Raw genomic sequence first — 16,218 nt, 5'->3', positions numbered from 1 at the left:
AAATGGGTCGTCAACTTCGCGGATGCGCAGTGCATTGCCACGCGCAATTACGGGACCGAGACCGATCCGTTTTACCTGATGCTGAAGGCCCCGCGGTCGGCGATACCATCCAGCTTGGATTCATCCGCAAGGGCGGGAAGCTGGATGCCAACCAGCTCGAGGGGGAGATCGTCTTCGACGAGGCGCCGCCGCTTCGGACCAGCTTTCTCGAGTTCGGCGTCAAGTCCATGGGACAGCGAGCCCGCTTCGTGACCCTTGCCGCCAAGGACGTTGCCAGCATCCGCCAGGCCAAGACCATCCGCGTGCGCGTTCGCGAGAAAGGCATTGAGCGGCTCGGCACACGTTTCGGTCTGGGCCAAGCCACCGGCGAGGATGCCTTTGCGGTGACCAGCATGCCTGCTTTGCTCAGCACGCTTGGGAATTGCACCGCCGACCTTCGCAGGATCTGGAAGGTCTGGAGCGAAGAGAAAGGCGGATCAGAGCTGAAGGAAGGGCCGTCGGCGAACCTCGCCCAGCTGTTCAACGCTGATGATTATCCGGGATTGCAGCCTTGAGAGGACAGTCGGGACGCGTTTCGCTTGTGGTTCTCGTGGACGAGTTGGGGAAAGTCGCGGACTGCACCGTGATCGAGCCCAGCGGAGTTGCGTCGCTGGACGCGCAAAGCTGCGCGGTGATCAAACAGGGCGCCAAGTACAAGCCGGCGATCGGCCTTGACGGAAAACCAGCGAAAAGCGCGGCCTTTCAGAGCATCCTCTGGAAGATGTTCTGATGCGCCAACGACCGATGCTCGGCGGAGCGGCGTCGGCTGTCGCTGCAGTTCTCCTGGTGCTCTCATCCGCTTCAGCACTTGCGGCACCGAAGGTTCGGGAGCCGACTGCCAAGTGGACGGTGGAAACGCAGGCGAACGAGTGCCTGCTCGTCCGCTCCTACGGATCACCTCGCAATCCCTTGTTCCTGGCTCTGAGCGAGGCCCGATGGGAGCCGGCGCGAACGCGACCATCCTCTATAATCGGGAATGGGCGCTGTTCGGGAGCGGCGATGCGACCGTGCGGTTTGACGGGGGTGAGCCGAGCGAAGTTTGGTATAGCTCGCGGCTGCTCTGGAACCTGAGCAAGGAGATCAAGACTCTAACCATGCGCAGCGTGGTGATGGGAATGGACTCCGATTCCCATAAGCTTCTGACCAACGCGGCCAGCGTGGCTTTCGATGTTCCCGGAGAAGTGAAGATCGCTTTCGCGCTTCCCGAACATCCGGCGGCGCTGAAGGCTCTCGACGACTGTGCGACAAATCTCGGCGTCAAATGGGGATATCCGGTCGAGGAGCAGCGCCGCATTGCGAAACCACCCCGACGCGAGAAAGGCTTTCGCGGCTTATTCACCGCAGCCGATTATCCGGTTGAGGCCATGAAAGCGGGCCGAATGGGTCGGGCGCACGTCCGACTTAGAATCAGTGACACCGGCGCAATCACCGAGTGCTCGATACTCCGCTCATCAGGTAATGCGGAGCTCGACAACGCAACGTGCAGGATTCTGACCGAGCGGGCGACATTCGAACCTGCGCGCGATGTCGAAGGGAAGGCCACGCGCGGCGTGGTCGTGACCGCCATTCGGTGGATCATGATGGGATGATGGTGGCGCGTTCCTAACTCCCGACTCCCGGTAGCTGCGCGGCGATCGGCGCCCAGGTTCCGCTGACGATCAGCGCTACCGGGATGAGCATCGAAAGCGCGTAGACCCCGAACGCGACCTTGGTGGCCGGGTGCGTGTGGCCCAGCGAGCGCTTGTCCCAGATGAACAGCGGCACGAAGAACAGCAGCGATGCGATCATCTGTGCGGCGAAGGCGGGCTTCGACGGCGGCGCGAGCGGCAGGCGGCCGAAGCCGGGGCCGAGCACGACCACCATCGCGGCTCCGAGCATCAGCCTTTTGTGCCACTGTGCCTCGCGCCGGCGCTTCCAGCCCTGCCAGACGAGGATGACGAACGCCGGCAGCGCGAACAGCGGGAGTGAGGTCCAGTCGAGCGGCGTGGTGAAGGGCGGGACGTTGTGTCGCGCGACCTGCCAGACGCCGATCAAATACATGAACGGCACCATGGTGATGGCCAAGAACATGGACGCCTTGCCCAGCTTCATGTGGATGTCGCGCCGGCCGGCAGCCACGAGCTGGGTCTGCGCGACGAAAACGAACATCCAGAGCGTGAAGAGCAGGCCGTGCAGGATGACAGAAACCGGCAGGGTTGGGTTCGGCCGCGGATACTCCGGCACGATGCCGCGCAGGTAGAAGCTCGGCGCGAAGCCGAGGAACATCAGGACCACCAGCATGATGGCCATACGGCAGTAGAAACGACGCTCGCGCGTCTGAATGTCGACGGCAGGTGAAGCGACGGACGCCATCACATTCCTCCCCAAGGGACGAAAGACCGCGAATTAGACCCTTTTGCGTCTGGCGAAAAGCGGCTGAGTGGGGCAACCAGCGTACTTCGATCATGGACGGAGGGGCATATGCGCGGATTTCGGTTGATCCTTGCGGCGGCACTGGCTGCGGCGCCTGCCATGTTGAGCGCCGCGCCCGCGGATGTCGCGGCGGCAGTCGCCAATACGGCCGCGCGGACTCCCGAAAATGTGAAGCTCGACGAGGCCCGTAAGCCGACCGAAGTGCTGACTTTTTTCGGGCTTCAGCCGGGCATGCACGTCATCGATATGTTCGGTGCCAACAAATATTGGGCAGAGATCATGGCGCCCGCGGTTGGACCGACCGGAAGCGTAGTCGTCTGGAATCCGACCCAGTTCTTGAATGACAAAAGGCGCGCGGCCTTCGCGGAGTTCGCTGCTCGTCAGCCGAACGTCGTGCTGATCTCGAGCCCCATGGAAACGCCGTTGATCGGATCGAACGCCTACGACTTCCTGATCATGAACCTAGATTATCACGACGTGTACTGGGAAAATGCGGAGCGGAAGATCGTCCGCATGGACCCGGACGCCTGGCTGAAGCGGCTGTTCGACGCGATGAAGCCTGGCGCGGTCGTGGGGATCATCGACCACGCCGCAAACCCAGGCGGAGACACTCGTGAGGTTGTCGAGAAGCTGCACCGGATCGACCCGGCAGTGGTGAAGGCGGACTTTACGCGGGCCGGCTTCGTTCTCGAGGAAAGCAGCGACATCCTCCGCAATCCGGCAGACGATCATTCGCTGCTGGTCTTCGACGAGAAGATCCGCGGAAAGACCGATCGGTTCATGTACCGCTTCCGGAAGCCTCAATGACGAGCGAAAAGGCCGAAGAGGCTCCTGCCGCCGCCTCGCGCGGGTCGCGACCCTATCTTGTCCTGGTCGCGCTGTTCATCGGCCTCGTCGGCGGGACGTTTGCGCAGGCTGGTGGAGACGGAATTCGCGAGCCGCTGATCCAGGTCGCGACCTATGTCGGCGGGCTCTGGCTCGATGCGCTGAAGATGACCGTCATCCCGCTGATCGTCGCATTGCTGGTGACGGGAATAGCCAAGGGTGCCGAGGCCGCGCGGGCAGGCCGCATCGCCGGCCGGTCTATCCTTTGGTTCGTGATCGTCTGCACGTCTTCGGCAATCTTCGGCGCGGTCATGATGGCGCTGCTCGTTCGCTGGTTTCCGCTGCCTCAGGGGGCAGGAGAGGCGCTCCAGGCGGGGCTAGCCGCGATCGACCAGTCCACCTCCTCGCCGCCGATCCCCAGCGTCGCCGACTTCTTCCGCGGGATCATCCCGTCCAATGTGATTGCAGCCGCCTCTAACGGCGACGTCCTGCCGCTCGTCGTGTTCACGGTGTTCTTCGCTCTAGCCGTTGCACGCATTGCTCCGCAGCGGCGTAAGACCGTCGTCGAGTTCTTCGACGGGATTGCGGACGCTCTGCTGATCGTCATCGGCTGGGTGCTGTGGATCGCGCCACTCGGCGTGTTCGCTTTGGGTTTCGCGCTCGGGGCAAGTGCGGGCGGTGCGGCCTTCGCGGGACTCGCGCACTACATCGTTCTGGTCTCGGTGATCGGCGTGCTTGTTACGCTTTGGGGTTATCCAATCGCAATCGTCGGCGGGAGTGTTCCCGCGGGGCTTTTCACCAAGTCGATGATCGCTCCACAGAGCGTGGCCATTTCGACCCGGTCCTCGCTCGCGTCGCTGCCCGCGATGCTTGGAGCTGCGAAAGTGCAGGGCGTTCGCGAGCAGGTTGCGGACGTCACGCTGCCGATGGCGGTGGCTCTGTTCCGCGCCACCGGGCCGGCAATGAATGTCGCAGTCGCTTTCTATGTCGCCAGCTGGTTGGGCTATCAGCCGAGCCTTGGAGCGGCGATTGCGGCGACCGGGGTCGCGTCGGTGATCAGCTATGGCGCCGTGAGCTTGCCGGGCGAGGTGAGCTTTATCAGCTCGATCGCTCCGATCGCCATGGCTCTTGGGGTACCGATAGCCCCGCTTGCACTGCTGGTAGCGGTTGAAATGGTCCCCGACATCTTCCGGACGCTCGGCAACGTCACGCTCGACAGTGCGGTGACTGCGGTCGTGAACAAAAACCTCGGATCGGTTTCGACCGAAAACTAGATCGATCGTTCGTCGAACCGCCGTCCGACGAACGGCCTTCGTCGACAAATGTAAACGATCGCAGAAGGCGGCGCGGCGCTCGTCGAGCGGATGGCGACGCCGCTCCCGCATCATCGTAGCCGGACCCTGCGACGCGGCGGTCACAACACCCCTCGACTTCCCCGATTGAGGCTGCCGCGTCGCATCCCAAAAGGAGCGATACGATGAGATTTCTAGTCATGGCTGCTGCCGTCGCAGTGTCGAGCATCTTGCTCGTTCCGACGCTCGCCCATGCGCGGCAGGTTGATAGCGTTGAGCAGGTGAGCGCGACGGTGCGCTACAATCCCGCGGACCTGCACACCCAAGAGGGCGCCGAACGTTTCCAAAAGAAGGTGGACGCCGCCATCAAGATCATGTGCTCGCGCGGCCGTCAGAACATGCCGGCGCTGATTTCGGACACCCGTCGCTGCATCGCCGGCGCTCGCCAGACAGCGGAGCAGCAATTGCAGCTGGCACTCGCGGACGCCCAGTGATCGGGCCAATTTCGCCTGGCGGCAGGTTGCAGTGCTGGCCGCCGGGCATTTCGCCTCAACGGCGGGCGATCGTCCTGACCTTGTCGGTGTAGAGCCGGCCAACCGGCTGCTCGACTCCGTCGGACAGGCGCGCAATCCAGCGGCCGGACGGGTTGCGCGTGAAGCCCGCGATGAAGTCCTTGCGCACGATCGCCGAGCGGTGAAGCCGAACGAATAGTTCGGGGTCCAGCCCTCCTCCAGCGCGTTCATCGAGTGGTGGATCAGCCAGCTCCTGCGCCCAACGTGCAGGCGCATGTAGTCGCGCTCAGCCGAGACACGGTCGACATCGCGCGAGGCGATACGGACGAGACCCGACAAATCGGAAGCCCAAAACTCTTCCAGGTACGGTGAAGTCGAAGCAGGGCGTGCGGGTGCCTTCTCGCGGCGCTGAAGATGGTCGCGGGCGCGCTTTAGCGCCCGCTTCAGCCGTTCCGGCGTGACCGGCTTCATCAGATAATCGACGGCTTCCACCTCGAAGGCCGCGACTGCGAACTGGTCGAAGGCGGTGATGAAGATGACCGCTGCGGAAGGCCGCTTGCTCGCAAGGGCGCGCGCAACGTCGATGCCGTCGAGGCCTGGCATCTCGATATCGAGCAGAAGGACGTCCGGCGACAGGGCCTCTGCCATCCTGACTGCGCCCTCGCCATCGCTGGCCGTGCCGATCAGGTCGACGTCGGGGATCTGCGCAAGGAGAAGCTGCAGCCTTTCGGCTGCAAGCGGTTCGTCGTCAGCAATTAGGAGCCGAAGCGGCTGGTCATCCATCGGCGCGGTCCAACGGCAGTGTCATCAATACACGATAGCCACCGTCGGCCGTTGGGCCAAATTCACATTTCGCAGCCGTACCGAAACGCGCTTCCAGCCGCTGGCAAACGTTCGTCAGGCCTACTCCCGTACCGTCGGGCTTTCCGTTGCGGCCCTTCGTCGAAGCTTCGGCTCCGCTGTTCTGGACTTCGATCGTGAAGCGGCCGGGACCGGCTTCGGCCGCGCGGATGTTCAGCGTCACCTTGTCGCGCGTTCCCGAGACTCCGTACTTGATCACATTCTCCACAAGGGCTGAAGCAGGAGTCCGGGCACCCGGGCGTTCTTGAGATCGTCGGGAATGTCGATCTCAACCTTCAGGCGGCGCGGGAAACGGACTTTCTCGATTTCGAGATACAGCCGCTGGAGGTCGATCTCCTCGGCCAGCGTCACGTCGGCGGATGGATCGAGCGAAAGGCTGGAGCGAAAGAAGGTCGAGAGCTTGAGGATCATGTTCTCGGCTTCCTCGGGCCGGCCGCCCATGACCAGCGACGACAGCGAATTGAGCGTGTTGAACAGGAAGTGCGGGTTGATCTGATAGCGCAGCGCACGGACTTGCGCGGCTTGCGCGGCGCTTTCCGCTTCGACTGCGCGGCGCTTCGCGTTCAGCGCTTCGGCCTGCGCCTTGGTCGCGAGGTAGAAGGCGCTCCACGCCGCGAAGAAGAACAGCCAAGTGACGGAAACGTCGGCGGCGTATCGGATGCGCTTGTTGGTATCGAGCTCGCCCATGCGCGGCCAGGTGAGGACCAGAGGCTCCTGCGCTCGACGCTCCACCGTCAGGGTTCGGCCCTTTTCGATGATCACGAAGCCTTCGCGCGACTGGTAGCGGAAGACTTCCTTAGGCTCGCGCATCACGTCTTCGATGGCGATAAAGCTGCCCGCCATTCCCCACGAGGCGACGAACGAGGCGAGGCCGGCTACGATCGCTTTCTTCCGAATCCCGGCATTGCCGGCGAGGCTTGCGATCGCGATGTAGATCAGGCCGGTGAGGACGATCCCGATGCTGATCGAGATGAGCTTGTTGAACAGGATCGTCAGCGCGTCGGTGCCCATGAAGGCCCGAGCGGCGACGGTGAGGGCGTAGACGAACCAGAAGCCGAGAATCGACTTCAGGGCGAGCGGCCAGTCGGAGAAGCGGCCCCGCTCGATACGGTCTGCGGGGCTGATGGTGAGTGCGTGCATTTGAAGTGCTTGTAACCTTGTGAAACTCAAGGCCGCAATTGTCGCCTGTCCTTTGGCAGAAGCATGAAACCCGCCGGTCGAAACTGAACGCCAGATTTACGGGGTGAATGCAGGAACGGCGCTCCCCGTTGCTCGTTTATTCCGCGAAACGATTCGCCAAAGGAATTCGCCGTGACCGAAGTGAAGGACGACAGGGACAAGGTGCCGCCGCCAGTAATCTCCGCGCCGCCGGAAAAGGAGCTTGAGGAGAAGCTAAAGAAGGACCCGAGCTGCGAGCAGGCGAAGGCCGATGTCGGCAGCGACGAATCGATGGACGCGTCGGATCCGCCGGCCGCTACCCAGCCGGGCGGGGCGGAGAGCCTGCCCCTCGTCGGGATTTCCGGAAAAGGATCGCTGAGTCCGCGACTTATCCCCAATTCAGTTGCACAGAATCAACAGCGGCGCGGGTTTGCGACGAGCCGTGAGTATTTAGCATTGCTGTTAGAGCCGCCCTCTGATTCAATCTGAACGGGGTGGGATTAGTGGTTAAGCAAACCGCAACTAGTGCGGCCGCATCATCCCGCCGGTGGGACTAAGGAGTCGGGGTGATGATTACGCGGACCAGCCAGCCGGCGAACGGTGCGTTGCTCCTTTCTGAGATGAAGGAGTTCGCGAGCTTCCCGAAGGCGACGCAGCGGTACATTCGCCGTTCGTTGGACGTTGCATACGGTCGTCGTGATGCGATCGAATGCTGGGCCCGCGACGAGGGCGAGGCCGCTTCGATCCGTGCCCAGTCCCGAATCTTCAAGCAGCTCGACCACCTGCGCATGCAGGTTCCGGACGACAGCGGCCTCGACATGATCGAGCCGTTCATGGGCATGCTGATCACGCTTGCCGCATTCGACCTCGGCCAGGATCGCCTGCCGAACTTCGCGGCGTTCCGATTCCTCTACGAGCGCCTGATCGGTGCGTCGGCCCGCCCGTGGCTGCCGGCCGCCTTCTGCGCCGCAGCGGCCCTGCCGCACCTGCACCCGGATCGTCGCCGGACCCTGCTTCAGTCGATCAGCGAGAGCGCTGCCACCGCACCGGGCTGGTCAAACCGCGAGCCGGTGTTCTGGCCGGAGTGGGTCGAGAAGGTGGACCTCCAGGCCGCTGCCTAAGCGTCGGCTTCCACATTCACTGACGGGTAGATCTTCGCCAGCTGGCGAAGCGTGTCTTCCGCATTCTTGTGATGGATGAAGGTGCCGCCGGCGTCCTCCCATAGCTTGCGGTGATTCTCGCGGTCGTCGACCAGCACGTCGCCCGGGTCCATGTGGAGGTGCTTCTGGCGCGCGAGGGTGGTGATGATCGGCACGTCCGGGAAATGCTTCGCGGCCCAGCGTTCCTTCTGAGGAGCAGCCCAGGTTCCTAGCGGGATGCCGGTCAGGATCGTCGGCTTGAGGTGCTTAACGGCCCGGAAGAGACGCTTCGCATCCGGCATCTGCTGGAGGTCCCGTAAAAGTTGCCGTGCTTGGCCAAGCGCTTCCAGAATTCGCCGCGTCCGTGGCGAGCTTCGAAGGACTTGGGGCTCATCCCGAGCAGAAGCTTGGCCCGGTGTCGAAGTCGGCAAGCACCCCGTCGCAGTCGAGGAAGAGATGCGGTCGCTTCGTCATCAGAAGCGCCCGGGCTGTAGCTTGACGGGAATCGGTTGGTCGAGCTTATGCCAGCCGCGCTCCCTGATCACGTCATTGCTTTCGCGCGCGCGGCGGCCGCCCCGAGCGACCAGGTGATGTGATAGGTCAGGCCGTCGGGCCGGTCAGTTGTCCCGTCGACCGCTACGACCATGGCCTCGACACCGCTTTCGTCGTCGGTACGGCCGACGACCTCAGCCTCCACGTCATTCGGCAGACGGTCACGCTCGGCTTCGGATTTCAGCGTGACATGGTGAGCGACGGTCTTTTCGAACTTGGGCGGGAATTGCTGGAGGAGCTTTTCGCGGTCGTCTTCCGCGAGAAGCCATCCGATCACGCTACCGGGCTTTGCCATGCCTGCCCGACGCCGAAGTGGGCGATCAGTTCCGCGCCGCGAGGCGCTCGACGAGCTCCGCAGCGAACTCGCTCAGGCTGTCGTCGCGCGCGCCCATGATGACGATGCGGTCGCCATCGCGGGCCTCGGCGAGCAGGGCTTCGCCGATCGCAGCGCGCTCGGGAATGTGCTCGGCCTTGCCGCCGCGCTCCCGGACCTGCTCTGCAAGCCAGTCCGACCCGCGCGTCCGGTCGACCGAGCCGCCCTGGTAGACGGGATCGGGAAGATAGAGATGGTCGTCCTGTGCGAGGCCGCCGGCGAAGCTTTGCGCCAGCTCCTCACCCATCTTTGTGAGCGGTCCGTATCCGTGCGGCTGGAACATGATCAGCAGGCGCCCGGGCTGCGCGCGCAAGGTTGCGAGCGTGGCGTCGATCTTGTCGGGGTTGTGCGCGAAGTCGTCGATCACGGAGACGCCGACGGCCGATCCAATGGTCTCGAGGCGGCGCTTCAACCCTTCGAAACGCGCTAGGGCCCCTGTCGCGTCTTCCAGCGACACGCCAAGTGCGCGGGTCGCTGCGATCGCGGCCAGTGCATTGGACGCGTTGTGGCGGCCGGGGACGTTGAGATGGACGTCCTGGCTCTCCTCTCCAGCGATGACCGTGAACGTGCTTCCGCCCGGAGTAAGCTCGAGGCTCTTGCCCATGAAGTCGGCGCCGGGACTGTCGAAGCCGTAGCCGACGCGCTTGTCGGTTGGGATGACGTCCGAAAGAGCACGCGCTTCGGGATCGTCGAGGTTCAGGACCGCCTTGCGGGCGCGCAGGAGGAAGGACGCGAATAGGCTTCGCAGCTCGGTCATTTCCTTATGGTCGAGACTAACGTTGGTGAGGATCGCGATCTCGGGCTTGTATAGGGCGATCGAGCCGTCGCTCTCGTCGACTTCGCTGACGAACAGCTCCGGGTCGCCGACTAGCGCGCTGGCGAACGGCGCCGATGGCGTGACGAAATTCCTCATCACCGCGCCATTCATGACCGTCGGCTGGCGGTGCGTGGCATGGAGAATCCAGCCGATCATTCCGGTAACGGTTGACTTGCCGCTGGTGCCGCCGACCGCGACGCTGCGCTGCGCGTCGTTGAGCAGCTTGGCGAGGAATTGCGGGCGGGTGAGATGATCGATTCCGAGCTCGCGGGCGCGGACCACGTCAGGCACCGTTTCCTCGACCGCAGCCGAGGTGATGAGCGTCATGCCCGGCTGGAGGCCTGAGCCATCCTGCGGGAACAGGCCAATCCCGAGCGAGCGAAGGTAAGCGAACTTGTTGGCAACGCGCCCGGCATCGAGCGAGCGGTCGGAACCGGCCACCTTGGCGCCGGTCGCACGGACGATCGAGGCGAGCGGAAGCATGCCGCTGCCGCCGATCCCGCAGAAGAAGATGGTGGAATCAGTCATCGCCGACTGCCCTATTGGGCGGCGGCTTATTTGCAAGCGCCTCCGCCCGGCCAACCGGCCCAGCCCGGCCCGCGAACGAACCGACCCGGCTTGGCTCCGGTGTGCTCGCCGTTCTTCAGGACCTGTGTGCCGTTGATGAAGACGTCGCGGACGCCGGTCGAAAGTTGCTGCGGCTTTTCGAAGGTCGCGTGGTCCTGGATCTTCGCGGGATCGAAGACGACGACGTCGGCATAATAGCCGTCGCGAAGCACTCCGCGGCCCTTGATGCCGAGATTGGTCGCTGGGAACGAGGTCATCCGGCGGATTACGTCCGCGAGGGTGCGGCCTTTTGGTCTCGCGCATAGGTGCCGAGTGCCCGCGCGAAATTGCCGTAAGCGCGTGGGTGCGTGGAGGACTTCAGGAAGACGCCCTCCGGCGCGGAGGATTCTGCATCCGATCCGAAAGCGACCCAGGGCAGTCCGACCTGCCGCTTCACATTGTCCTCGTTCATCAGGAAGTAGACGGTGCCGACGCGGCTGCCGTCTTCGACGACGAGGTCCATCGCAGTCTCCTCGGGCTCTTGCCGCGCATCCTCGCGACCTCGCCGAGCGTCTTGCCGGTTAGCGGTTTTAGCTTCGGGTTCTTGAAGGCGATCAGCAGCACCTTGTCCGGGCTGCCGGTACCCAGAAGCAGGTTCTCCCAATCCTTCGAAGGAGTGCGCATTTCCTGGACCAGCTTGGCGCGGATTTCAGGGTCCTTCAGGCGCTTGATCCAATCCTCGAGGCCGCCCGATTGCACCCAGGTCGGCATGGACGCGTCAAGGCCCGTCGCGCCCGCCGTGTAGGTGTACATGTCGGCGGTGATCCGTTGTCCGTTGGCCCGCGCCGCTTCGACGTGCTTGATCACTTCGTCCAGCTTGCCCCAATTCTCCTTGCCCGCCTGCTTGAGGTGGTAGATTTCGGCAGGAGCTCCGGACTCCCTGCTGATGGTGATCAGTTCATCGACCGCCTCAACAAGGCGATCGCCTTCGGAGCGCATGTGGCTGATGTACATGCCGCCGCATTTCCCGGCCTCGGTCGTGATCGCGATGAGTTCCGGAGTCTCCGCATAGCTCGCAGGCGCGTAGATCATGGAGGAGCCGACGCCGAGCGCGCCTTCTTTCATCGCGTCGCGGACGAGCGCGCGCATGCGGTCTAGCTGCTCCGGTGTCGGGTCGACGTCCTTTTCGCCGAGCTCGTGTACGCGGACGGTCGTCGCGCCGATGAAGGATGCGACGTTGGGCGTGATGCCCTTCTTAGTAAGGTAGGTCAGATATTCGCCTAGCGTCGTCCACTTGATCGGATATTTGATGTCGTCCTGCCGCTTGACCGCGAGCTTCTTCATCTCCGGATTGAGCGGGCCCATCGAATTGCCTTCGCCGAAGACTTCGAGGGTGACGCCCTGCGTCGTGTCGGACAGGCCGCGGCCGTCGGCAATCAGGCTCTCGACCGCCCAGCTCAGCATGTTGATGAAGCCGGGAGACACGGCCATGCCCGTTGCGTCGACTGTCTTCTTCGCGGAGCCCGGCGCCTGCGGGCCGACATAGACGATGCGGTCGCCCGGATGGCGACATCGCCGGTGAATGGCGCGCCGCCCATCCCGTCGTAGATCGTGCCGTTGTCGATCAGCAGGTCATACTGTTCCGGCGCTTGCGCCTGGGCGATGGCGGACGAGGCGAGAAGAGACGCGGTGGCAACGGCGGCGAACATCGAACGCTTGATCATTGAATCCCCCTGCTGAGCAGGCCGTCGAAGCTGCCCCATTGCGCCGCGCTCCGCCATGCTAAATGTAAGGTCCGATGAAGATCGCGATTGTCGCCCCGAGCTGCACACTGTCGCATCAGGCGGCGGACCGGCTTCAGTCTCTCGTTTCGGAACGGGGCGATTGCGAGATCTCAATCCATCCGCAATGCTTCCTGTCCGACGGGCATTTTGCCGGGACCGACGAGCAGCGGCTGTCGGCGCTCCGCGAAGTGATGGCCGATCCGGCGATCGACGCCGTCTGGTTTGCGCGCGGAGGCTATGGGTCGAACCGGATCGCGGAAGCGTCGATGGCGGACTTGCCGGATGCGGCACGGTCGAAGGTCTACCTCGGCTACAGCGATGCGGGATTCCTGCATGCTGGGCTGCACAAGGCAGGGTTGAACGTCGCCTGGGCCCGATGCCCCAGGATCTCATGCGGGAGGGCGGGAAGGCAGCGGTTGCCCGGTCGCTCGACTGGCTGGTGAAAGGCGTTCCGTCCGCACTGGAGCCGGAGCTTCGGCAACCGGCGATGGCGTTCAACTTGACGGTATTGGCGGCGCTGCTTGGTACGGTGCTCGAGCCCGATCTGTCAGGCGTCGATTTGCTCATCGAGGATGTGAGCGAACATCACTATCGCATTGACCGGACGATGTTCCATCTGACCGGCAGCCCGAATGTCCGAAAGGTTGCCCGTCTGAGGCTTGGAAGGGTCGGCGACATCCCGTTCAACGACCCCGATTTCGGGCGCGACGAAGTCTCGATCGTGAAGGAATGGTGCGAGCGTTCCGGAATAACTTATGGTGGACGCGCGGACATCGGTCACGACGTTCTGAACCGGGTCGTTCCGTTCAGGAGATAAGATCCGCGATTTTCCCTCTGAAACGGCATTGCCAAGCGCCCTTCTTTGCGCTCTATCGATAAGAGAACAACAGGAGGGCCGTATGGCATCAAAATCATCGGGGTCGGGCAGGAAAGCAGGCGGCGGACTGGCGAGGCCGGTTCAACCGTCGGCAGAACTCGCTGCAATCACGGGTAGCGATCCGCTTCCGCGCAGCCAGGTTGTCTCGAAGGTGTGGGATCACATTCGCAAGAACAACCTGCAAAACCCGCAGAACAAGAGGGAAATTGTTGCAGACGACAAGCTGCGCAAGGTCTTCGGAAAAGACCGCGTCAGCATGTTCGAGATGAACAAGCACCTCTCGAACCACCTGAAGTAGAAGCGTCGCCGTTAAAGGCGAACAGGGGACTCGCGGGCTTCCGCGGGTCCCCTTTTTATTGGCCGGCCGACGCGACTCGGCGCGTCCTGGAAATGTAACGCACCCGACATGTCCACATTCTGTTCCCCGCAGGGTGCAAAACGGCCGCCAAAAGCGGCGTTGCAATAGGGTTACAGGATCGCCTGAAAGAGCGCGTCAGCCGCGCCAGAGTCCGTCCAGCTTCTCGCGCGTGACGGGATAGCCGATCCCTTCCGGGATGGTGATGAACCGCTCACCATCCACTTCGTCGAGCCACGGGCTGATCGGCTCGATCGGGTGGTCGAGCGCGTCGCAAACAATCTCGTCGAAACTGGTGTGCTGGGCGAGCCGCTCGAGTGTCCTTCGCGTCGGAAAGATGAGCTGAACCTCGCCGGCTTGGTCCCGTTCGAGTACTTCACTTGCGCTTGCCCAATGCGCGCCCGTGCATTCGCTCTCGACCGTATTCGGCAACCAGTCTCCGTCAGGCGCACGAGCGACAAAGAACAACGTGTCGAAGCGCCGCTTGGCGTGGAACCTCGGTACCCATCGGGCGAGCGGCGTCAGTGCATCGAGGTCGAGTTCGATCCCGTGCGGGACCAGCAAGTGCTCCAGCTCATCACCCGCCAGGAGCTGCGCCTGAAGCGACGCCGCGACATCCGGCGAAGGGAGGGGAGCCAAGCCGACCGGGATGGCCGTTTCCTCCAGCGCCTCGCGGACGGCGGCGACCCGTGCGCCTGCATTCGCGCTTCCAATGCGGCTGCCGAGCTGCTCGTCGGCGGCGTCAATCCGGCCGCCGGGGAACACCAAGGCGCCTCCGGCAAACGCCATGTCGACGGCCCGCTCGACCATCAACAGCTCGGGCGCGCCGGAACTGCGTTCGCGGACCAGGATCACGGTCGCTGCAGGGATTGCGTCGTCGCTCATCGCTCGTGCGAGTTAGGCGCTCGTGATGACAAGAAAAAGGCCGCCGCTCGAGCGAGCGACGACCTTATGATTTCCAATACGCGGGGATTACATGCCCTGGACGTCGTCTTCGACCTCGGAAGGGCTCGTCGCATTTTCGGGCGGCTCAGGAGCCACCGCCGTCGCATTGTTCTCGGCATCAAGCTGCTGTTGCTGGTTGCCGAGCGCTTCGAGCTCCGCATTCGCCGCATTGGCCGCCAGATCGTTGAGCGAGTTGGCCTCAATGTTCTGGGCCTCGGACTCGTTCAGCGTATCCGAATCCTTGCTGCCGCATGCGCCGAGTGCCAGCGCGGCGGCTCCAACGAGGAGAAAACCAAGCTTCTTCATCGACTTACCCCCAGGTATAAGCTTTATCGGGCCACGCATAGCAATCACGCAAATGCCATGCAAACTTGTCCTTAAGCCCTCAAATCCCTATCTTGGTACCTGCCGGGGCAACCCGGCTATGTCGGTAGACTGTCGCGTGGAATAAACACTTCGGACCCGGGGGCAGTACCCCGGCGCCTCCACCACCAGCCGCCAGGCCGAAAATTTTCGGCGGTTGCTGACGGGGGCGAAATAGGATCGACGAGTGCAATAAAGACGCGGTTGCCGATCGGTATGGATGCCACCGCAACGGCTCAATCACACAAGTGCCAACGATAACGAGGCGCTCGCAATTGCTGCTTAACTGAAGTCCTCACGGATAGACGTTAAGTAACGAAAGCGCGGTCGGACCCCACCGGGCAACAGAAGGGGATTCCAGCGGCACGGGAGGCGCCGGGCAACAGAAGCCTCCCACTTTCCTTCATCGCCGGCTGCGCTAGGCTCTCCCGCAAGGGGACGCCATGCATCAATTCGCCAAGCGTGCTTTCGTCGCGGCCGCGCCGCTGCTGCTTACCGGCTGTCTGTGGGGCCGGGGAAGTTCACTTCGGACCTAACGTTGAAAAAGGACGGAAATTTCGTCCTCGATTATCGGGGCGAGATCGTCCTCCAGACGCCGCCGGATGCCGAGGCGAAGGTAGAGCCGTGGAAACCGGAAATGGCGAAGTGCTTCGAAGGAATGGAAAACAAGAGCCAAACCCAGGCGGTCATCACGGAGCCTGGTGAGGCGCCCCAAAGGCGCGCCCCTGTAAAGCATCCGAAGCCGCTGCGCAGAAGGTGGACTACGAGAAGCAGTCCGCCGAACGCGTGAAATCGAAGCGCGAGGAAGCCGAGCAAATGGCCAGGATGTTCGGTCTTCCCGGCTTCGATGAAGAGTCGAACCGCGCGTTCGCGATCAAGCTCGCCAAATATGCCGGCTACAGATCGGTCCAGTATCGCGGGAAGGGCGTCTACGACGTCGACTATCATTTCGACGGGCGGGCGACCCAGGACTTCGTCTTCCCGGCACTTCCCGACAACGATTTCATCATCCCATTCATAGCCATTCGCCGCCGCGCCGATGGGTCCGTGCTGGTCACCGCGCCTGCATTCACGGGAGGAGCAGGACCCCTCGGCGCGCGCGCAGGCGCTGCTGCGGGTGCGATGAAGGAGGGGCCGGTGTCGGAGGCGCAGGGACGCTTCACGATCATCACCAATGGCGAAGTCCTGACCAACAACAGCGAAGACGGAACGGCGCCGCACGCGCTGGGAAAGCAGGTTCACTGGGACGTGGGTTCGGGGTCCAGCAAGATCCCGGAAGCGCTCATTCGCTTGCAGTAACCTGACGTTTGTCGAACGGGCGGTTGCGTGACGCGCTTCGCGCCGCCACGGTGTGCTCCTTCAAAAAAG

General features: G+C 63.1%; 24 protein-coding genes, 1 other RNA gene and 1 pseudogene. 13 read left to right on the top strand and 13 right to left on the bottom strand.

Annotation, left to right across the window (positions count from 1 at the left end; genetic code table 11):
- Positions 1–2: 2 nt before the first annotated feature.
- From H9L14_RS09285 to H9L14_RS09275, 3 genes are all read left to right on the top strand, one after another.
- Entirely contained in the window at positions 3–554 is a 552-nt protein-coding gene (locus H9L14_RS09285) for a hypothetical protein (RefSeq protein ID WP_222949800.1), read from the top strand.
- 26 nt (positions 555–580) lie between these two features.
- A complete protein-coding gene (locus H9L14_RS09280; protein WP_187707877.1) occupies positions 581–769 on the top strand; it encodes an energy transducer TonB in 189 nt (62 codons plus the stop codon).
- Positions 770–974: 205 nt separating this feature from the next.
- Complete coding sequence (locus tag H9L14_RS09275) at positions 975–1,628, top strand: energy transducer TonB (protein ID WP_187707876.1); 654 nt, start codon at positions 975–977, stop codon at positions 1,626–1,628.
- Between the two features lie 13 nt (positions 1,629–1,641).
- On the opposite strand, the gene H9L14_RS09270 is transcribed toward H9L14_RS09275, so the two are convergent.
- On the bottom strand, positions 1,642–2,391 hold the full coding sequence (locus tag H9L14_RS09270) for a hypothetical protein (RefSeq protein WP_187707875.1): 750 nt from the start codon (positions 2,389–2,391) through the stop codon (positions 1,642–1,644).
- A gap of 108 nt (positions 2,392–2,499) precedes the next feature.
- On the opposite strand from H9L14_RS09270, the gene H9L14_RS09265 reads away from it, so the two are divergent.
- The 3 genes from H9L14_RS09265 (at position 2,500) to H9L14_RS17435 (ending at position 5,062) form a co-directional block, all read left to right on the top strand.
- A complete protein-coding gene (locus tag H9L14_RS09265; RefSeq protein WP_187707874.1) occupies positions 2,500–3,258 on the top strand; it encodes a class I SAM-dependent methyltransferase in 759 nt (252 codons plus the stop codon).
- Positions 3,255–4,550: a dicarboxylate/amino acid:cation symporter gene (locus tag H9L14_RS09260; protein WP_187707873.1), complete on the top strand. Its 1,296-nt coding sequence runs from the start codon at positions 3,255–3,257 to the stop codon at positions 4,548–4,550. The genes H9L14_RS09265 and H9L14_RS09260 overlap by 4 nt, the downstream gene beginning before the upstream one ends.
- 203 nt (positions 4,551–4,753) lie before the next feature.
- Positions 4,754–5,062, top strand: coding sequence for a UrcA family protein (locus H9L14_RS17435; protein WP_187707872.1), 309 nt, complete (start codon positions 4,754–4,756; stop codon positions 5,060–5,062).
- A gap of 510 nt (positions 5,063–5,572) precedes the next feature.
- On the opposite strand, the pseudogene H9L14_RS17025 reads toward H9L14_RS17435, so the two are convergent.
- The 3 genes and pseudogenes from H9L14_RS17025 to H9L14_RS09240 form a co-directional block, all read right to left on the bottom strand.
- Positions 5,573–5,863 (bottom strand): annotated as a pseudogene (locus H9L14_RS17025) (LytR/AlgR family response regulator transcription factor); the annotation flags it as partial.
- Entirely contained in the window at positions 5,856–6,140 is a 285-nt protein-coding gene (locus H9L14_RS09245) for a LytS family sensor histidine kinase (protein WP_187707871.1), read from the bottom strand. The pseudogene H9L14_RS17025 and the gene H9L14_RS09245, both read right to left, overlap by 8 nt.
- Complete coding sequence (locus H9L14_RS09240; protein ID WP_187707870.1) at positions 6,137–7,081, bottom strand: sensor histidine kinase; 945 nt, start codon at positions 7,079–7,081, stop codon at positions 6,137–6,139. Before H9L14_RS09240 ends, H9L14_RS09245 begins: the two co-directional genes overlap by 4 nt.
- Positions 7,082–7,252: 171 nt before the next feature.
- On the opposite strand from H9L14_RS09240, the gene H9L14_RS09235 reads away from it, so the two are divergent.
- Positions 7,253–7,588, top strand: coding sequence for a hypothetical protein (locus H9L14_RS09235; protein WP_187707869.1), 336 nt, complete (start codon positions 7,253–7,255; stop codon positions 7,586–7,588).
- Between the two features lie 80 nt (positions 7,589–7,668).
- Positions 7,669–8,220: a hypothetical protein gene (locus H9L14_RS09230; RefSeq protein ID WP_425506878.1), complete on the top strand. Its 552-nt coding sequence runs from the start codon at positions 7,669–7,671 to the stop codon at positions 8,218–8,220.
- On the opposite strand, the gene H9L14_RS09225 is transcribed toward H9L14_RS09230, so the two are convergent.
- The 7 genes from H9L14_RS09225 to H9L14_RS15865 all read right to left on the bottom strand — a co-directional run bounded on the left by H9L14_RS09225 (position 8,217) and on the right by H9L14_RS15865 (position 12,250).
- A complete protein-coding gene (locus H9L14_RS09225) occupies positions 8,217–8,669 on the bottom strand; it encodes a 5' nucleotidase, NT5C type (protein WP_246444051.1) in 453 nt (150 codons plus the stop codon). The two genes, H9L14_RS09230 and H9L14_RS09225, sit on opposite strands and share 4 nt — an antisense overlap.
- A gap of 110 nt (positions 8,670–8,779) precedes the next feature.
- Positions 8,780–9,085 carry a hypothetical protein gene (locus H9L14_RS09220; RefSeq protein ID WP_246444049.1) on the bottom strand — a complete coding sequence of 102 codons (306 nt, stop codon included), beginning with the start codon at positions 9,083–9,085 and terminating at the stop codon, positions 8,780–8,782.
- A gap of 25 nt (positions 9,086–9,110) precedes the next feature.
- Positions 9,111–10,508 (bottom strand): UDP-N-acetylmuramate--L-alanine ligase, encoded by a 1,398-nt coding sequence (locus H9L14_RS09215; protein WP_187707868.1) that lies wholly within the window; start codon positions 10,506–10,508, stop codon positions 9,111–9,113.
- A gap of 26 nt (positions 10,509–10,534) precedes the next feature.
- Complete coding sequence (locus H9L14_RS15880) at positions 10,535–10,813, bottom strand: amidohydrolase family protein (protein ID WP_246444597.1); 279 nt, start codon at positions 10,811–10,813, stop codon at positions 10,535–10,537.
- Positions 10,813–11,049, bottom strand: coding sequence for a hypothetical protein (locus H9L14_RS15875; RefSeq protein WP_246444048.1), 237 nt, complete (start codon positions 11,047–11,049; stop codon positions 10,813–10,815). The genes H9L14_RS15880 and H9L14_RS15875 overlap by 1 nt, the downstream gene beginning before the upstream one ends.
- Positions 10,998–12,017, bottom strand: a complete 1,020-nt coding sequence (locus H9L14_RS15870; RefSeq protein ID WP_246444047.1) for an N-acyl-D-amino-acid deacylase family protein — start codon at positions 12,015–12,017, stop codon at positions 10,998–11,000. The genes H9L14_RS15875 and H9L14_RS15870 overlap by 52 nt, the downstream gene beginning before the upstream one ends.
- The gene (locus tag H9L14_RS15865; RefSeq protein WP_246444046.1) at positions 11,984–12,250 is read right to left on the bottom strand and encodes a hypothetical protein; all 267 of its coding nucleotides are present in this window, start codon (positions 12,248–12,250) and stop codon (positions 11,984–11,986) included. The genes H9L14_RS15870 and H9L14_RS15865 overlap by 34 nt, the downstream gene beginning before the upstream one ends.
- 74 nt (positions 12,251–12,324) lie before the next feature.
- On the opposite strand from H9L14_RS15865, the gene H9L14_RS15860 reads away from it, so the two are divergent.
- The 3 genes from H9L14_RS15860 (at position 12,325) to H9L14_RS09200 (ending at position 13,485) form a co-directional block, all read left to right on the top strand.
- Entirely contained in the window at positions 12,325–12,753 is a 429-nt protein-coding gene (locus H9L14_RS15860; RefSeq protein WP_246444044.1) for an LD-carboxypeptidase, read from the top strand.
- Entirely contained in the window at positions 12,687–13,127 is a 441-nt protein-coding gene (locus H9L14_RS15855) for a S66 peptidase family protein (RefSeq protein WP_246444043.1), read from the top strand. The genes H9L14_RS15860 and H9L14_RS15855 overlap by 67 nt, the downstream gene beginning before the upstream one ends.
- A gap of 82 nt (positions 13,128–13,209) precedes the next feature.
- Positions 13,210–13,485, top strand: coding sequence for an SWIB/MDM2 domain-containing protein (locus H9L14_RS09200; protein ID WP_187707867.1), 276 nt, complete (start codon positions 13,210–13,212; stop codon positions 13,483–13,485).
- A gap of 195 nt (positions 13,486–13,680) precedes the next feature.
- On the opposite strand, the gene H9L14_RS09195 is transcribed toward H9L14_RS09200, so the two are convergent.
- Positions 13,681–14,427 carry an NUDIX hydrolase gene (locus H9L14_RS09195; protein WP_187707866.1) on the bottom strand — a complete coding sequence of 249 codons (747 nt, stop codon included), beginning with the start codon at positions 14,425–14,427 and terminating at the stop codon, positions 13,681–13,683.
- Positions 14,428–14,514: 87 nt separating this feature from the next.
- Positions 14,515–14,793 carry a hypothetical protein gene (locus tag H9L14_RS09190; RefSeq protein WP_187707865.1) on the bottom strand — a complete coding sequence of 93 codons (279 nt, stop codon included), beginning with the start codon at positions 14,791–14,793 and terminating at the stop codon, positions 14,515–14,517.
- Between the two features lie 61 nt (positions 14,794–14,854).
- Here H9L14_RS09190 and ssrA point away from each other — a divergent pair.
- Positions 14,855–15,209, top strand: a transfer-messenger RNA (tmRNA) gene (gene ssrA, locus H9L14_RS09185).
- 397 nt (positions 15,210–15,606) lie between these two features.
- Positions 15,607–16,149 (top strand): hypothetical protein, encoded by a 543-nt coding sequence (locus tag H9L14_RS09180; RefSeq protein ID WP_187707864.1) that lies wholly within the window; start codon positions 15,607–15,609, stop codon positions 16,147–16,149.
- Positions 16,150–16,218: the final 69 nt, after the last annotated feature.

It is taken from the genome of Sphingomonas sediminicola, from assembly GCF_014489515.1.
GTDB lineage: Bacteria > Pseudomonadota > Alphaproteobacteria > Sphingomonadales > Sphingomonadaceae > Sphingomicrobium > Sphingomicrobium sediminicola.
Note: the sequence above shows the minus strand (reverse complement) of the source record. Positions and strands in the feature narration are given on the sequence as shown.

What these genes read in the sequence shown, in the direction of transcription:
- H9L14_RS09285 (WP_222949800.1), top strand. Translation starts at nt 3, where the DNA reads ATGGGTCGTCAACTTCGCGGATGCGCAGTGCATTGCCACGCGCAATTA.
- H9L14_RS09275 (WP_187707876.1), top strand. Translation starts at nt 975, where the DNA reads ATGGGAGCCGGCGCGAACGCGACCATCCTCTATAATCGGGAATGGGCG.
- H9L14_RS09270 (WP_187707875.1), bottom strand. Translation starts at nt 2,391, where the DNA reads ATGGCGTCCGTCGCTTCACCTGCCGTCGACATTCAGACGCGCGAGCGT.
- H9L14_RS09265 (WP_187707874.1), top strand. Translation starts at nt 2,500, where the DNA reads ATGCGCGGATTTCGGTTGATCCTTGCGGCGGCACTGGCTGCGGCGCCT.
- H9L14_RS09260 (WP_187707873.1), top strand. Translation starts at nt 3,255, where the DNA reads ATGACGAGCGAAAAGGCCGAAGAGGCTCCTGCCGCCGCCTCGCGCGGG.
- H9L14_RS17435 (WP_187707872.1), top strand. Translation starts at nt 4,754, where the DNA reads ATGAGATTTCTAGTCATGGCTGCTGCCGTCGCAGTGTCGAGCATCTTG.
- H9L14_RS09240 (WP_187707870.1), bottom strand. Translation starts at nt 7,081, where the DNA reads ATGCACGCACTCACCATCAGCCCCGCAGACCGTATCGAGCGGGGCCGC.
- H9L14_RS09230 (WP_425506878.1), top strand. Translation starts at nt 7,669, where the DNA reads ATGATTACGCGGACCAGCCAGCCGGCGAACGGTGCGTTGCTCCTTTCT.
- H9L14_RS09220 (WP_246444049.1), bottom strand. Translation starts at nt 9,085, where the DNA reads ATGGCAAAGCCCGGTAGCGTGATCGGATGGCTTCTCGCGGAAGACGAC.
- H9L14_RS09215 (WP_187707868.1), bottom strand. Translation starts at nt 10,508, where the DNA reads ATGACTGATTCCACCATCTTCTTCTGCGGGATCGGCGGCAGCGGCATG.
- H9L14_RS15875 (WP_246444048.1), bottom strand. Translation starts at nt 11,049, where the DNA reads ATGGACCTCGTCGTCGAAGACGGCAGCCGCGTCGGCACCGTCTACTTC.
- H9L14_RS15870 (WP_246444047.1), bottom strand. Translation starts at nt 12,017, where the DNA reads ATGGCCGTGTCTCCCGGCTTCATCAACATGCTGAGCTGGGCGGTCGAG.
- H9L14_RS15865 (WP_246444046.1), bottom strand. Translation starts at nt 12,250, where the DNA reads ATGATCAAGCGTTCGATGTTCGCCGCCGTTGCCACCGCGTCTCTTCTC.
- H9L14_RS15860 (WP_246444044.1), top strand. Translation starts at nt 12,325, where the DNA reads ATGAAGATCGCGATTGTCGCCCCGAGCTGCACACTGTCGCATCAGGCG.
- H9L14_RS15855 (WP_246444043.1), top strand. Translation starts at nt 12,687, where the DNA reads ATGCCCCAGGATCTCATGCGGGAGGGCGGGAAGGCAGCGGTTGCCCGG.
- H9L14_RS09200 (WP_187707867.1), top strand. Translation starts at nt 13,210, where the DNA reads ATGGCATCAAAATCATCGGGGTCGGGCAGGAAAGCAGGCGGCGGACTG.
- H9L14_RS09195 (WP_187707866.1), bottom strand. Translation starts at nt 14,427, where the DNA reads ATGAGCGACGACGCAATCCCTGCAGCGACCGTGATCCTGGTCCGCGAA.
- H9L14_RS09190 (WP_187707865.1), bottom strand. Translation starts at nt 14,793, where the DNA reads ATGAAGAAGCTTGGTTTTCTCCTCGTTGGAGCCGCCGCGCTGGCACTC.